Below are 16629 nucleotides of genomic sequence, written 5' to 3'. Positions count from 1 at the left end.
CCCCCACAGCCCCCGCTCCCCCACCACCCACACCGACTCCGCCTCCCCCACCCCCACCCGCACCCGCACCCGCACCCGCACCCGCACCCGCACCCGCACCGACTCGCGCACCCGCACCCGCACCCGCACCGACTCCGCCTCCGCCGCCGTCCCCGGCGCCCGCAGCCGCAGCCGCCGACGGCGATTCCGCCCCACAGGGGCCACCCGCACCCGACCACGAAACTGTCACGGGTGGTGCGGGTGGGAACACAAAGGCCGAAGGCGAAGCCGAGGCCACCCGCCACCTCACCGCCCTCACCTCCCTCACCCCCGTCACCGACGCCCTGGCCGCCCGCCTGGACACGCTCGTCAAGCTCGGGCAAGGCACCGCAGGTCTCGCGGACGTGGTGCTGGAGGGCCCCCCGGGCAGCGGACGCCGGGCCGTGGCCGCCGCGTACGGCAGAGCGCTGGGCGAGCTCGGCATCGTCGCGTCCGGCGCGCTCACGCACGTACCGCTGTCGGCCGTCCCGGCCCGCTGGGCCAACCAGCCGCGCGCGTTCCTCGCCGACGTGTTCCGGCGCGCGGCCGGCGGCCTGCTGACGGTGGCGGCGGACCCCGCCTTCGAGTCCCGGCCGGAGGCCGAACGGCACGCTGTCGTCGACGCGTTGACCACGGAGACGGCGGCCCGCGGCCCGTACGGCCCGGTGCTCGTGCTCTGCGGCGGCGCCCCGCGCCTGATGGAGCTGCTGCGCACCCGTACCGATCTGGCCGGGACGTTCGCCGAGTACCTGCGGCTGCCCGCCTGGACCGGCGCGGGTCTCGCGGAGCTGACCCGGCGGCGGCTCACGGTCCTCGGCTTCGAGGTACCCGACGACGTCCTCGCGGCGCTCGCCGCGCAGGACCCGGCGCACGGCGCGTACTGCGCGCACCGGCTGGCCGACCGGATCGCCGCCCGCGCGGGCGCCCCCGCGCTGGTCCTCGCCGACCTGGCGGGCGAACTCCCGTTGGAGGACGCGCTGGTGGCCGGCTGACGGGCCGCAGGGACAGAAAATCACGGCCGGTGGGGCAGCGAGTCCGGATTCCGGCCCCTGCCAGGCGCGGCCCCGGACCACCATCACGAACGACGACCCCCACGTCCCCGGCACGAGAGGAACGGCCATGGCCGCCAACACGAACACATCGGTCGACACTTCGGGCATGCGGACCGCCCAGGGCAGCTTCCAGACCGCCCTGGACGAGGTCAACGGCACGTACACCCAGATGCAGAGCCAGATCGAGGCGCTGCGCTCCAGCTGGACCGGTGACGCCTCCACCACCTTCCAGAGCGCCATGGACACCTGGCTCACCGACTTCGGCACGGTGAAGCAGCAGTTGGAGCTGATGCTCCAGAAGCTCCAGGCCAACACCGGGAGTTACGACACCACGCACCAGAACACCACGGACGCGGCCAGCCAGCTGAGCAAGACCATGTCGGCCCCGCTGCCCGGTTTCTGACCTCCGGTCCCCACCACCCCCACACACACAAGGAGCGACCCATGCCTACGTACACCGTCAACATGAACCAGGTCGAGTACGTGATCGGCGAGATGACCGCGATCAGTGGGAAGATCCAGGCGGCGCTGAGCGAGCTGGACGACAGCGCCAAGGTGCACCTGAGCGAGTGGACCAGCGACGCCCGCGCCACCTACGACGTCGCCAAGGCCAAGTGGGACGCCGCCGCAGCCGACATGGTGACCCAGGCCCAGAACGCCACCAACGCCCTCGGCCAGATCAACGAGTCCTACTACGCGGGTGAGCGGCACGGCGTGAGTCTCTGGGAGCAGTGAGGTGGCGACCGATTACGTCCACACCACCGGTCAGGACGACAACGTCGGCAACAACGACCCGACCATCAACCCCAACGACTACAAAGACAACAACAACACCACCACCCTGGTCACCACCACCGGCAGCAGCGACGACCAGCACTACCACGGCGGCACCGACGTCCTGCACACCCAGGGGATCCTCTCCGACCTGCACCCCTTCGTGCCCCCGCCGGTACCCGGTGGCGACGGGCACGACGGGACCTCGGTCAGCACGCCGTCGCTGGACCTGTTCGCCTCCAACATCGACCTGCTGATCCAGCCGGTGCGCAAGCTCGCCACCGATCTGACCGATGTCTCGGTCGCGCCGGGCGCCTTCTACCACGCCAACGTGATGCGTACGACGATCAACGGCCCGAACGCCGACGCAGGTCTCAAGAAGAGCTACAGCGACGCACTGTCGGCCCTGGTCCGGGGCCTGACGGACCTGCGGGACGGCGTACGGGGGCTGAGCCAGAAGTACGCCACGACCGAGGACGCCAACAACATGACGGCCCAGGACCTCTCGGACGCCTTCACGACGACCACCGCCGACTTCAACACGATGATGACGTCCAACGGCGGCAACAACATGACGACCAACACCGGTAACGGCAACTCGAACAGCAACACCGGTAACGGCAACACCGGTAACGGCAATACCGGCAACGGCAACGGCAACGGCAACACCGGTAACGGCAACTCGAACAGCACCACCTAGGCGCGCTCGGCGGGAGGGCGAAAGTGCCGGACTACAACAGCGGCGGCTTCCACCAGGGCGATGACGGAGCGATCTTCGGTGATCCCGACGGCTCGTCCAACGGAAGCGTCACGGACTACGACAACTGGGACTGGAAGCAGATCAAGGCCGCCGTCTACGGCATGTCGTCCGGAGTCTCGACCGACGCCAACCTGGCCCACGCCCGCTCCATCGCCAACCCGCAGTCGCTGCTGGACGCGGCCAACGCCTTCTACCACATCCAACTGACCCTGGAGGGCGTCACCAAGAGCCTGGTCGACCAGGCCAAGGCGCTCGCCGGCGACAACGGCCCGTGGGGCGGCACGGCCGCCGACTCGTTCCTCGACATGATGACCAACTTCTCCCGGCAGGTGAAGGCCAACGCCGATGTGCTGTCCGGGGGTTCGACCGGCGACCACTCCGTCCCGCACCAGCTGGCCAACAACGCGATCGCGTTCCAGAGCGCGCAGAACAAGCTCGCGGAGATCGACGTGTTCTACGCCAACGAGGCCCAGCAGATGGGCGTCACGCCGATGTCCGACGGGCTGATCCCGATCAGCCAGAAGCCCGAACTCGTCGCGATGATGACCGACGACATGCGCGCCGTGCTCAAGAACCTGGCGCACTCCTATCAGGTCACCACCGACGCCATCGTGAACCCGACCCCGGTGACCTCGCCGACCGACAACCCGAACGACTCCGGTGACGACAACGGTCTTCCGGACCCGAACGGCGATCCGAACACCGATGCGAACCTGGGCGGCGGGTCCGACTCCGGCCTCGGCGACCTCGGCGACAACGGAAACCTGTCGGACCTCTCCGGCTACCCCAACACCGACCTGGACAGCGGGCTCGGCACGGGCGACGGCACCGGCGACGGTATCGGCGACATCGGGGACCTCGCCGGTCTGGACGGCTCCGGCGACCCCACCTCCTACCCCGGCGACCTCGGCCTGGACGGCGGTGCGGACAGCGGGCTCGGCAGCGGCGACGGCATCGGCGATCTCGGCGGCCTGGGCGATCTCGGCAGCCTCGACCCCTCGGCCATCGACAGCGCGCTCAACCCGCTCTCCTTCCCCGGCCTGGGCAGCCTGTCCGGGCTGGGCAACAGCGGCCTCGGAGCCGACGGCGAGAGCTCGCTGGGCGGTCTGTCCACGGCCGACCCGGCCGCCTTCGGCGACACCGGGCTGAACGACGGCCTGGGAGACGGCCTGGGCGACGGCCTCACCGGCGGAGTGGACGACGGCCTCACCGACGGCCTGTCCTCCGACGCCCTCTCCCCCTCCCAGCTGGCGACGTCCTCCGGGATGCCGTACATGCCGGGGATGGGCGGTGCGGGGGCGAACGGCGCCGGTCTCACCTCCGAGCCCACGGACGCCTCGGGGCTGCTCGACTCCAGTGCGGACCCCTGGGAGGGCGAGGAGGCCCCCGGCGACGAGGTCGGCTCGGAGCTGGGCACGGCGGCCGGCGGCGAAGGCCTCGGTACGGCCGGGATGCCGTATCTGCCGGCCATGGGCGGCATGGGCGGCGCCCCCGGCGCGGGCCGGGACGGCGCCGGCGAACGCACCGACGCTTCCGGGCTGCTCGACGGCAGCGCCGAACCCTGGGAAGGCGCGGAGGAGTCCGGCGACGACGAGGCCGGCTCGCCCACCGGAGCCCTGCCCGGAGTGCCGTACCTGCCCGGATTCGGCACCACCACGGGCCCCGCGACCCGCGCCACCACGCGCCGCGCGGACGACCGGGCCGACACGAGCACCGCCGAGAACGCCGACGGGAACGCGGACGAGAGCACCGCCGAGAGCACCGATGTGAACGCCGGGCAGGGCGCCGTAGAGCCGGCAGCGGCCGAAGCGGGCACGGCGGCGGAGCCTGCGACGGGCATCGCCCCCGAGACCGAGACCGCGACCGCCCCCCGCACTGCACCGGTGGCCGTCGGATCCGACGGTCTGCCCCTGACCGCGGACCACCACGGCGACGACGGCGACGACGGTGAGGAGGACTTCTCCGTGTGGGAGGCCGGGGCCGGCGCGGCCGCGTTCGTCCCCCTGCTGTGGGCGCTGAACGGTGACCGCGAGCGGGAGGCGGACCCCGAGCAGGCCGAGTCCGCCGAGCCGCGCACCACCTGGCAGCCGGACCGCACCGCCACCGGGGCACAGGCCGGCACCGGCACCGCCTTCCTCGGCGAGGCGATGTGCGGCGACGGCGGCCCCGCACCGGAGGAACCCGAGGAGCCCGAGGAGTCGGCGGAGGCCGGGGAGGAACCGGACGAGGAACCGGACGCCCGCGGCATCGCGGACCTGCTGGTCCAGCACCAGAGCACCTGGGGAACCGTCCCCGGCGACTCCACCGCCACCCTCTGACCCGGCCCGAGAGGAGACGAGTTCCCGTGCCCAGCCCGTACGACCAGCAGATCGAGGACCTGCTGGACCAGTACCGCCGCCAGCGCGACGAGGCCGCCGCGACCCGGCGCCGGATCAACGAGACGACGGCGACCGTGACCGCCCCACGGCAGACGGTGAAGATCACCGTCGGCGCCCAGGGGGAGGTCACCGCCATCGAGTTCCCCACCGGCGCCTACCGCCGGATGGCGCCCAAGGAGCTGGCCGACGTACTGCTCACCACCCTGCGGCAGGCACGGGCCGAGGCGCTGGAAGGCGTCGCGGGCGTGCTCGCCGAGCAGTTGCCGCCCGGGGTGACCGTGCCGGACCTGCTCCAGGGCCGGGTCGACCCGGCCGCCGTACTGCCCGAGGACCCGGCGATGCCGGACTCCGTACGCGACTACGTCGACCACGGCTTCCAGGGAGAGACCCATGAGTGACAACACCTTCTCCGTCGACACCGCCCGGCTCGGCCAGTCCGCCCCGCAGATGCAGGAGCTGGCCGCGCGGATCCGCTCCATCGCCACCAAGCTGGACGGCCGGCTGGAGTCGCTCGGCGCGTGCTGGGGCGACGACGAGAGCGGACGGCAGTTCCTGGAGCAGTACGCGGAGCCCAAGCGGCAGCTCAGCAAGGGCATCACGGGCGTCGGCAACGTACTCGACAGCACGGTCGACGGCATCCGCACCATGGCCAAGGGGTACGCCCGGACCGAGGAGGCGAACGTGGAGGCGCTGCACGCCATCACGCCGGCCACCGACTCCGTGACGACGGGCGGCGGCGACTCCTCGCCGCACCGCACCCGGCGGTGAACTCTCCGGTATGAGCGTCGAGATGCCCCCCGAGCTGGCCTGGGTCGCCCGGCTGGCGGTCGGTCAGGCCTGGCCCAAGGGCGACGAGGACAACCTGCATGCCCTCGGCCAGGCGTGGAACGACGCCGCCCAAGAACTCAAGGGCATCAGCGGGCAGATCGGCGCGTCCGGCAACGGGGTCCTGGAGAGCGTGGGCGGGCAGGTCGCCGACGAGTTCCGGGCCTTCGTGACCCAACTGGAGGCCAGCCTCCCGGAGATGGCCGAGTCGGCGAACCAGCTGGGCAAGCTGGGCAAGCACACCGCCGTCCAGGTCGAGTACTCCAAGTACATGATCCTCGGCCAGCTCATCCTGCTGGCCGCGCAGATCGCGGAGTGGATCTTCTTCGCGCCCGAGGTCATCCCGCTGGCCATCACGGCGGCCCGGGTCGCGGTGAAGATGATCCTGCGCCGGCTGCTCATCTCGGTCGCGACCGGTGTCGCCATGAACGTCGGCCTCGACGTAGCCGTCCAGACCATCCAGTTCCTCAAGGGCGACCGCACCGAGTGGTCCACCGACAACACCGTCTCCGCCGTGGTGTCGGGCGCCATCGGCGGGGCCGTGGGCGGCCTCTTCTTCGGCGCCGGCAGCGTCCTCGCGCCGAAGTTCGCGCACTCGCTGCTCGGCAAGGCCATCCTCGGCGCGGCCACCGGCATCGGCACCTCCGGGATCATGTACGGCATCTACCACAGCGGGGAGGACGAGTTCGGCACGTCCATCAGCGCGGGTGCGCTGGGCGCGCTGGGCGGTGGCGGCAAGCGGCGGTTCGGCGGCAAGGACGACACGGTCAAGGTGGACCCCGTCCATGTGGACGTCCCGGACGCGCTCAAGATCAACCTGTCCGGCCTGGCCGACCTGTCCGACCTGCCCGGCCTGGTCTCGGCCGAGAAGACGGAACACCTGTCCGACACCGGGACCTTCAAGGACTCGACGCAGAGCACGGCGGCCACCGAGAAGAACGCGACCGCCACAGCGACAGCCACCGGGCAGAGCTCCACCACCCACCACAGCACCGAGACGCCCCACAGCACGTCCACGTCCACATCCACGTCGACCACGACCTCCACGTCATCGTCCTCGTCCTCGTCCGTCGCCACCGCTCAGCACGAGCACCAACACGAGCAGGGGCTGCCGGGGTTCACGACCACCGTCACGTCCACGTCGAGCGCGACGACATCCCACGCCGACGGCGGGACGGCCACCCGTACCGGTACGACGGCCACCTCGCAGACCCGCGTGACGACAGGCGGCACCAGCACCACCACCGCCGCCGGAACCGCCCGCCCGTCCACGGCGGGCACGGGTGGGCAACGCGGCACCGGGATCAGCACCGGCACGAGTACAGGTACGACCGGATCGGCGCCGTCCGTCCGTACGGAGACCGGCGTATCCGCCGCCCGTAACGAGTCCGGCACCTCGGTCCGTACCCAGACGGAGACGAACACCCCGCCGTCCGCCGCCACCCGCACCCAGACGACCGGCCCGGAATCCGCCCGGACCACGCAGACCACCGGCACCGCGGGCGCGGCCAGGCCGACGGAGTCCAGTACCGTCACCACATCCTCGTCGGCCACCACGGGCGTCACCGACACCGAGGCCGACGGCACCTCGCATACGACCGCCGCCGTATCGGAGACCGCGACCGCGACCGCGACCGCGACCGCCGGCGCCACCGCCGCACCCGGCCATGACGGCGCCGCCGTACCCCACCGGCAGGCCGCCGCCCACGCCTCCACCCCCGACCCCACTCCGGACCCCACCCCGCCCCCCGGCGGCCACCGGGCCGGACGGGATCCGGCGCCCCGGATGACGCTCGACCGCACGCCCCGCTTCGTCGTGCGCTCCACCTTCGAGGCCCGCCGGTTCGTGTACCAGGGCGAGCCGGTCACCGATCTGACGGTGCGGATCGCCTTCCGGGACGGCGGCCAGGGGCACGACACGGATGCCGTCTGGGCCAAGGTGTCGGCCGGCGTCGAGCAGTACCTCAACGCGCCGGGGTACCGCCTGCCCGGCCCGGACCACCTTCCCGGTGGCGGTGACCGGCTGCATGTCACCGTGGAGCGTGCGGCGCCCCATGAGGAGGCGCACCTGACGGTCGATCTCGTCGGCCGTGACGGGGTCATGGACCAGCGGAGGTGGCGGGCGGACGCGGAACCCGTCGAATACGCCCATGAGCTGAGTCACCAGGTGCTCGGACTGCGTGACGAGTATCGCGACGAGGCCGTTCCGCACCGCCCCCAGGTCGAGGGCAGTCTGCTGGGCAACTTCCACGCCGACTCGCCCGAGGGGCTGAGCAGGGGTGGTCTGCGCGACCGTCATCTGCAGTTGGTCGCCGCTGTCGTCGGCGACCTGCACCGCGAGGACCCGGGGCTCGCGCACGACGCCGAGTGGGAGCAGACGCGCCTCACGGCGACGCCCCACAAGCGCAGTCACACCTGGGTCGACCCGGTCTCCGATCCGTCACGCTACGAGCCGCTCGACGGCTCCGGGCAGAAGGCGTCGGCGGTCACGGACCCGCGCACCACGACCCCTGCAGATCTCGCCAGGGCGTTCGACAACGCAATGAGGAATCGGCGGCTGCAGCACGACTCCGACGAGGAGTCGGAGCCGGAGACGGACTGGAGCGACGCCGAAAGCGACACGCCGGCCACCCGCGGCGCCACTGCGCTGCCGGGGCCGTCCCGCTGGACAGCACCGGCTCCCACCCACGACATGGCGCAGCACGGCAACGGGCCGGGGACGGGGACGGACGCCGAAGGACAGGGCCCGGACCGCCCGGGGACACCGGAGACCGAGGAGCAGACAGGGCACACCGAGCACACCGATGCCGCCGGACACCAGGCGGTCCCGGAAGAGGCGACCGTGCCCGCCCCGGACGTTCCCCTGCTGGAGTCGTTGCCGTCCGGGCCGTTCGAGGCACGCGCGCTGTGGGGAGACGATCCCTTCGTCTATTTCGGTCTGGTCGTCCAGGAGCACCGGTCCGCGCAGAACATCAGTACGTTTCCGGCGGCGTACTCCCACGAAAGTGAGGTGACAGGTCTCCTGGAGGAGAACGAGCAAGGCGCTTGGCCGCAGTGGGATTACCGGAATGACGCGTACCGGGCCATGGCGCATGCGGCCGAGTACCGGCTTCGGCTGATCACCGAGCGGGCGGAGGAGACCGTCCGTGCGAAGGAGCCGGGCGATCCGGAACGAGAGCGTGCCGAACGTCTGCTGAAGGTGGAGTCGTCGCTGAAGCAAGACGGCTGGAGGCCCGAGTACCGCGATGAGTTCCTGCACGTGCAGATGCTGATGGCGGAGGACGGCTTCCTGGACAACCTGCCGCGGGAACTGGTCGTGAACGAGCGCTGGGGTGACCGGTCCGAGATCGATGCGGGCGTCGTGACGTCGTATGCCCTGGTCTCGCCGACCGATCCATCGGGGCCGATCGGCGGTTCGCTGCATGGACCTGGCGGTGTGTCGGAGCAGTTCCACGCCTGGCTGAACAGGAACGGCGGCGACAGCAACTGGCTGGCGCACTGGGCTGTGGGCCAGTCGGCCGGCTCCAACAACAGCGAGTCACTCCGCTTCAAGGTGATGGTGAGCCATTTCCGTCCGGCGAAGCATCCCGACGGCTTCTACATGTCTCGGCTCGACGGCCCGGAGGTCAAGAACAGCGATGCCCCCTACCCGGGCCACCGTGACGCCCTCCCGGTGCTGGACTTCGCCCCGGAATACGTGCGGAGCATGGTGGCCCAGCACGTCTTCACCCACGAGATCCTGACCCGGGTGAAAATGCCGAACGTGGACCCGGAGCGGGGCGTCGTCCAACTCCTGCGCCTGGACAAGCGATCCGTGGTGGACGATGCCAACGGTGACCGGACCCCGGACATCGGCGCCCGGATCAATCTGCGGCGCGGGCCCGCGGATTCGTACAGCCTGATGTCGCCGTACAAGGACCAGAACGACACCGAGAACCACACGCTGGGGGCGTTCTGGGTCACCTCGCAGGAGATTCCGCTGCACCAGGTCTTCGGAACGTACCTGCAGAGCAGAGCACCGGAAGAGGGGACGCCCGAGCACACCCTCTTCCTGTACGAGTCCGAGAACGAGTTCCTCGCCATGTCCGACGGCGTGGAGGCCGTGTTCCACGGAACGGACACGCCCCCCGTGCTGCAGGTGGCCCGAGAGGCGTCCGCTCCGCCCTCCGACGAGGCCGCACCCCGCGCCCCCGTGGCCGGTGGCAGCGGCCTGCAGACGCACTCTCCGGACACCGATCAGCAGGGAGACACCGGCACGGAGCACTCGTCCGTACCTGACATCCAGATCACGGACACGACGGCGCAGACGCCCGCGCCCGCGCCGGAGCACGAATCCCCGCGGACGGTGGCCCCGGCCGTGGCACGGTCGCACTACGGAATGCCGGAGAAGAACTTCGACAGGTTCAAGAGTCTGGCGCAGGCGCGCAATCTCGTGATCGACGTCCGGCCGACCAATCCGACGGCCGCCGGATGGCTCGAAGAGGGAAAGCTGCCCAAGCCCAAGGACATCAAGGCGAAGTCCGTCAACGACCTGGACGTCAGGCTTGGAGCCAAGGACGAACACCGCGGTCTGATCGGCTACTTCCAGCCGGTGCTGCCCGAGCGCGGCAGCCTCGACGACGCGACCTGGAACAAGCTCGAAGCCCGGCACGCCCAGCGCGACGAGGAGTTCAGGACGCTGGCGCCGGTCATGGACCAGCTCACCGAGGAGGGCCGGTTCAAGGTCGAGGACGGTCTGGTGTTCGGCCGGGACGGCCAGGGGGAGTGGCGGGAGATCACCGGCGACCACGACGTGTTCGACATCAGCACGCCGGGCGGTACCCGGCTGCAGGGCGAGCCGTACAACGAGGTCGTCGGCACCATGATGACCAACGACATGGCCGTCATGCACGGGGCGCACATGGACTGGGAGCCGACCACGCCCTTCAGCAAGGGCATCTTCAGCAAGATCGTGGAGTCCCACCAGGAGGGCGGCGAACCCCTCCTCCGCTTCCGCCCCGACGTCAACAACGCGGAACTCGTCCACGCCCCGGCCGAGTTCCGCTTCAGGGGCCCGGCCCCGGAGCCGCGGCCGGCACCGGCGGAACCACCGACCGGCCGGCCCGAGCCGCCGACCGACCACCCCGAGTCACCGCTCCCGCCGACGGAGCCCATCACCATCGCCGACTCACCGATCCGGCAGGCCGAGCCGCCCCTCATCAACGCCGACGCACCGCTCCCCCACGCCGAATCCACCACCCGCCAGGCGGAGCCGCCGACCCTCACCCGCGCCGAGTCGCCCCTCACGCACGCGTCCCCCCTCCCCCGTGCCGAGTACCCCGTTCTTCCCTCGCCGGAGCCCGAGGCCGCGGTCGGTGTGCGGTCCGGTGAGCCCGAGGTGCTGCCGGTCGTCGAACCTGTCGTGGACCCCGTCGTCGAACCTGTCGTAGAACCGGTCGTCAACCCCGGGACGGTCACCGGGGATGCCGTCAAGGCCGCCGAGCCCGAGCCGATGGTCGTGGAGCCGGAGGGCGACCCCTCGACCCCCCGTCCGCCGGACGACGACCCCCACCGGGCCGGTGCCCCCGAGACCGTGGACCACACCGCGCCGTCCCCCGAGCCCCCCGAGCCGCCCGGTCCGCCCGCCCGGCTCGGTGACCGGCACCAGCAGTCGCTGGCCGGCATCCGGATCACCGACGCCCCCGGCCCGGAGGACCTGCGCGCCCAGGTCCTGGCGACCCTGCCCGAGGCGCACCGCACCGACCGCCAGGTCGTCCAGAAGCTCGACGCGGAGTTCGACCCCGCCGACTTCCGGACCCGGCACGAGCAGATGGTCAACGGCGGCTGGCGCTTCCAGATCCGGGTGGCCGGCGCCCTGCACGACGTGACGCTCACGGCCCGCCCCGGCCGATGGCACCTGCGCGGGGACCAGGCAACGGCCGAGGAGAGGGACGGCAAGAGCTTCGACCGGTCCGCCGAGGCCAAGCGCGCGCCCGAGCCGAAGAAGACCTCGCTCACCGCCTCGGAGGCGGGCCTGGACCTGGCCCCGACCGTGATCCGCCCGGACGGTTCCCAGGGCGACCGGCTGGCCCTGATCACCCCCTCCGTCAAGGCGGGCGGCGCCACGCACGCGACCGACACCTCGGTGAAGACGGGCGCCGAGACGGGCACGAAGACCTCGCTCACCGGCCCCACCGACACCTACGTCTCGCGCTTCCGCTACGAGGCGACCGTCAACGGCCCCGACGGCCGCCCGCTCCCCCGGCCCGCCGGTGCCCCCGTCGCCGCCGACGTGACCGCGGAGATCACCCGCCCGGACCGGGCCCCGACGGACGGCCGCGCCACCGGCTGGAACGGCTGGGAGAGCGACCGCCCCGACCGCGCGGAGGGCCGTCCGCTCGACGTCACCGGCCTGGGCGCGCTGCGCGAGGACGTCTTCCGCCATCTCCCGGGCGAGGCCCGCCCCGACGGCACCGCGCACAACGACATCCTGGAGTTCCTGTCCCCGAAGAACGTCGTGGACGGCTTCGAGCACGCCGCCGGCTGGGGCCTGACCTCCAAACGGCTCGACCTCACCGGCGGCGGCCACGCCTGGCTCCGGCTCACCCTGGAGCCCGAGACGTCGGTGCGCGAGGGCACGGTCGCCGACAAGGACACCGTCACCAGCAAGGAGACCGGCGAGCACGCCACGGGCCGTACCGACACCAGCGGGTGGGGCCTCGGCCTGAACGGCGGCGGCGCGCGGCGGTTGTGGCAGAGCCGTACGACGAAGGAGTCGACCTGGCTGACGGTCACCGGCGGCTACTCCTACGCGTACAGCCAGGCCCACCAGGAGAAGGGCAAGCAGACCTTCTCGCTGGAGCGGAGCCTGGAGCACAAGGGCACCGGCGACCTGGTCAGGACGGGCGTACGGTTCCGGCTGGAGGTGCTCCGCGAGCGGCTGGCCCCGGGCACGGACGGCCTGCACGCGGTCCGCGCGGAACCCGACCCCGCGCCCGCGCGCGACGAGGAGAACCCGCCCGCCGTACGCACCGGCGAGGTCATCCGCGTCCGCCACCAACCGGCCGCACCCCCCACCGACACCCGCACCACCGCCCCGGCCCCGGCCGCCGACGCTTCCGGCGTCCCCGGCACCCACGCTCCCGCCCCGGCCGCCGACGCCCCCGGCACCCGCCCCGCCCCCGCAAGCCTCCGTGAGCCCCTGACCGCCCAGCGCACCGCCTTCGTCGACGTGCCCGGTTCCCGGGAACTGGAGCGGCACATCACCGAGCGGCTGCGCGAGCTGGCCCCCGGCATCCTGCCGCCGCCCGACGGCACGGCGGGCCGGGTCACCCCGCAGGCCATGGAGAACCAGCGCCTGCTGCGCGAACGCGTCTCCCGGTCCGGACTGCGCGCCGACGGCGACCGGCTCCTCGACGGCACCTTCCGGATCACCCTGGACGCCTCCCATCTGCCGGGGCTGCCCGGTCGTACGTACGAGGTGGTGGTCCGCGCCGACACCGGGGCGGGCCACCACGACGGGGCGGCGGCGGGAACCGCGAAGGACACGGTGGCCCGGGGCCACGCCGCCGACAAGGGGGTGACCCGGGGCAGCAAGCACACCCTCGGTGTCAGCGGCAACGTGCGCAGGGCGCTGAACCCGCCGGACACCGTACGGGCGTTCGGGAACGCCGGTGTCGACGGCTCGTACGGCCCGTCCCGGCAGACCGTGGCGTCCAGCGAGACGCAGGCCAAGCGCACGTTCCAGCACAAGGGACCGGCGGACGCGTTCAGTTACCCGGTGACGTACCGGGTCCTGGTCGCCCCGCACCGGGAGGGCGACCCGCCGAGCACCCTGCCCGCCGAGCGCCCCGCCGACGGCCAGGGCTCGGACAGGGTGCGCGACGTGACCACCGCGGCCGACGACCGGCTGCGGGTCGAGGTACGCCGCCCGGAGCTGTCCGCCACCGCGCCCCGCCATCTGCGGCCCACCCGGCTGCCCCAGCTGCACGCCGTCACGCGGGTCGCCGACGAGGCCGGGCTCCAGCGCCAGGCGCGGACCGCGCTGGAACAGGCGTACCTGTCCCGTGAGCCGGGCGACGCGGAACCGTCACCCGTCCCCCGGCTGGAGGAGGCCGTGGAGGCGCTGGCCGGCCACGCCCAGCTGCCCGGTCTGGTCTCCGCCTCGCACTCCGGCTGGGCCAACACGCTCGACCGGCACGTCGGCGACGGCCGGGCCCCCGACACCGTGGGCCTGTCGGTGCGCACCCGGCTGATCGACCTGACGTACCAGGAGACCCTGTCCGGGGACAGCACCCTCGACCTGGAGCTGAAGGCGAGCGGGGCCACCGCCCTCGCCGACCAGACGTCGTTGTCCCTCAAGGGCAACATCGGCCCGGACTTCGGCCTGTTCCCCGAGACCGCGACCGGCGCGCTGACCACCACGTTCCAGGTGCGCGGCGGCGGCAAGCTCAAGGCCGGCGGCCAGTGGGACGACGTCGACACCTTCAAACAGCAGACCAGCACGACCCGCAAGGTCAGCCACACCGGCACCTGGCACGTCTACCGGGCCACGGCCGAGCTGAGCGTCACCGGCCGTCTCACCGAGGCGTCCGGCGCCTCGCACGTGGGCCGCCCGGTCCGCCGCGACCACGACATCCACGTCCTCCTCTCCGACGAGGACGTGACCCGCCTGCACACCGCGCCCACCGCCCCCATGCCCGCCGCCCCGTCCCCCGCGCCCCCGGAACTCCGCGCCACCCTGCTGGACCAGGGCGTCTCGGGCGGTGCCCTGGTGGAACTCCCCGACACCGACCCCGTGCTCCGCGAGATCGACCAGCAGTTGCGCGGCCCGCGCGAGGAGGCCGTCCCGGTGGCCGCCCTCCCCTTCGCCGACACCTACTCGCCGGACAGCCTCGCCGCCCGTTACGACGAACTCGTCGGCCCCGGCGTCCTGGACCGGCACGTCGAGGTGACGCGCGCCGGGCATGTCGTCACCGAGGTGCTGGTGCGCGGGATCGCCGACGCCTGGCACGACGACGGCTCCCGCTCCGACCGCCCCCTCACCCGTGACGTCACCGCCGCCCACACGGTCAAGGGCAAGGCCGGCGCCAAGGGCACGCTCGGCGTCGACGGCAACCTGCGGGCCTCCGTGCGCCCCCCGGTGCCCCACTTCAACTCGGCCTCCGCCACCCCCGCCGGCGCGCTCGAAGGCGGCCGGGGCAGCAGCGCCGAGTCCGGCGTGACCACCACCGTCGGCCACAAGACATCCGGATACGGCGGCACGAACGCCCGGTTCACCACGGACCTGCGGTACGAGGTGACGGTCACCCGGCGCACCGAGACCGGCCGCTTCGTACACCTGCCGAAGGAGCCGGAGGCCGTGGGCCCGCACCAGGCCACGGCGTGGGTGCCGGAGTCCCTCACCCAGGACGCGACCGCCGCACCCCACCCCGGCGCCCCGCACGTCCCCGCCGATCCGGCCGCGCCGCCGGCCGACCACCCGTTCGACGTCGAACTCAGCCGCCTCCGCGACCCCGCCCGGTACACCGCCTGGCAGAACGCCCTGCGCGGGGCGCACGACCTGGTCGGCTTCGACAACACCAAGGCCCTGCACGACACCGCCGTCCAGGTCCAGGCGACCCCGCGCCCCTGGGGCGACGGCGTACTGGGCCAGACCGGCGCCTACTACTCCTGGGCCCTCGCCCAGAGCGCCGGCGCGGCCCACTGGGCGGCCCACACCATGCTCCCCCCGCACCTGACCGCCACGGTCTCCCGTTTCCTGGCCACCTTCACCGCCGACCCCCGGCTCGGCCCCGGCCACGACCTGAGCCAGGAACAACGCCTCACGCTGGAGGAGCAGTTCGCGATCCGCCAGATGTTCTCCGGCCAGTCGCTCCCCGCCCTCTTCCACGAACTCGGCAACTCGGACAGCCCGTACCGGGTGCCGGGCACCTCGCTCGCGGTGTCCATGGAGGCCATCGGCCCCGCCGAGGAACTGACCCGCCGCGAGGCCGCCGACGACGAACTCTCCGTCGCCGTCAAGGACGAATCGGCCACGGCCGCCACCAACTCCTACAACTGGACCGTCTCCCCCGCCGACTTCGCGGTCCTCACCGAGGACCCGGTCCTCTCCGTCCCCCTCGCCACCACCCGCCTCACCCGCGACCAGACCTACGACTCCACGCGCCCCGTCACCCGCGCCCCCGGCACCCCGCACCGCCCCACCCCCGACGCGTCCCTGCCGCACGCCCAACCCCCCACCGAACCGGGCAAGGCCAAACTCACCGGCCCCACATCCCTGATGCGCCAGCCCGTCCGCATCACCCTCCACCCCCATGACGACACCGGCCCCTACGGCACCCGCCGCACCCTGACCGGCCACGTCTTCCACTGGACCACGTCCCCTCAAGCCCCCCCACGCCCAGTCTCACCCGCACCCCCACCCGCCCCGGCGCTCACCCACGACATCACCTTCACCACCGAGGACACCCCCACCCTCGACCCCGCCCAGACCACCCACCTCGACGCACTGGCCGGCGACGTCGCACGGAACGCCGTACAGCGCACCGACCCCGGACACGGGCTGCCCACCGTCCAGATCACCGGTCACGCCACCGTGTCCCTCTCCGGCCGGCCCCACTTCGGCCGCTCGATCCAACTCGCCACCGAACGCGCCGCCCACATCCGCGAGTTCTTCGTCCACCGCCTGAACACCCACCTGCACGACCTCGGCTCCCCCCTCACCTCCGACGCGTTCACCATCACCACCGAGCCCCACGTCCCGGACCCCGCCCACGACACCCAGGACTCCCCCCACGGCGCGGTCATCACGATCACCCACCCCGCCCAGTAGCGTCCCCGG

The 16629-nt window shown here is 72.4% G+C and carries 9 protein-coding genes; 8 read left to right on the top strand and 1 reads right to left on the bottom strand.

Annotated elements, in window-relative coordinates; translation table 11 throughout:
* Positions 1-195: hypothetical protein (locus KVT45_RS34735; protein ID WP_217553128.1), on the bottom strand; the 195-nt coding region annotated here is incomplete at its 3' end.
* A 188-nt stretch (positions 196-383) separates the two neighbouring features.
* Here KVT45_RS34735 and KVT45_RS34730 point away from each other — a divergent pair.
* From KVT45_RS34730 to KVT45_RS34695, 8 genes are all read left to right on the top strand, one after another.
* Positions 384-1010 carry a hypothetical protein gene (locus KVT45_RS34730; protein WP_217553127.1) on the top strand — a complete coding sequence of 209 codons (627 nt, stop codon included), beginning with the start codon at positions 384-386 and terminating at the stop codon, positions 1008-1010.
* A gap of 127 nt (positions 1011-1137) precedes the next feature.
* Entirely contained in the window at positions 1138-1473 is a 336-nt protein-coding gene (locus KVT45_RS34725; RefSeq protein ID WP_217553126.1) for a WXG100 family type VII secretion target, read from the top strand.
* Between the two features lie 41 nt (positions 1474-1514).
* Positions 1515-1805: a WXG100 family type VII secretion target gene (locus KVT45_RS34720; RefSeq protein ID WP_217553125.1), complete on the top strand. Its 291-nt coding sequence runs from the start codon at positions 1515-1517 to the stop codon at positions 1803-1805.
* Between the two features lies 1 nt (position 1806).
* Positions 1807-2544, top strand: a complete 738-nt coding sequence (locus KVT45_RS34715) for a hypothetical protein (RefSeq protein WP_217553124.1) — start codon at positions 1807-1809, stop codon at positions 2542-2544.
* A 23-nt stretch (positions 2545-2567) separates the two neighbouring features.
* Entirely contained in the window at positions 2568-4922 is a 2355-nt protein-coding gene (locus tag KVT45_RS34710) for a WXG100 family type VII secretion target (protein WP_217553123.1), read from the top strand.
* A gap of 26 nt (positions 4923-4948) precedes the next feature.
* Positions 4949-5380, top strand: coding sequence for a YbaB/EbfC family nucleoid-associated protein (locus KVT45_RS34705; protein ID WP_089099951.1), 432 nt, complete (start codon positions 4949-4951; stop codon positions 5378-5380).
* Complete coding sequence (locus KVT45_RS34700; RefSeq protein WP_217553122.1) at positions 5373-5750, top strand: WXG100 family type VII secretion target; 378 nt, start codon at positions 5373-5375, stop codon at positions 5748-5750. Before KVT45_RS34705 ends, KVT45_RS34700 begins: the two co-directional genes overlap by 8 nt.
* 10 nt (positions 5751-5760) lie before the next feature.
* Positions 5761-16620 (top strand): hypothetical protein, encoded by a 10860-nt coding sequence (locus KVT45_RS34695; RefSeq protein WP_217553121.1) that lies wholly within the window; start codon positions 5761-5763, stop codon positions 16618-16620.
* Positions 16621-16629 lie beyond the last annotated feature (9 nt).

Origin of the sequence: Streptomyces sp. GbtcB6, from assembly GCF_019091475.1 — a bacterium.
Lineage (GTDB): Bacteria > Actinomycetota > Actinomycetes > Streptomycetales > Streptomycetaceae > Streptomyces > Streptomyces hyaluromycini.
Note: the sequence above shows the minus strand (reverse complement) of the source record. Positions and strands in the feature narration are given on the sequence as shown.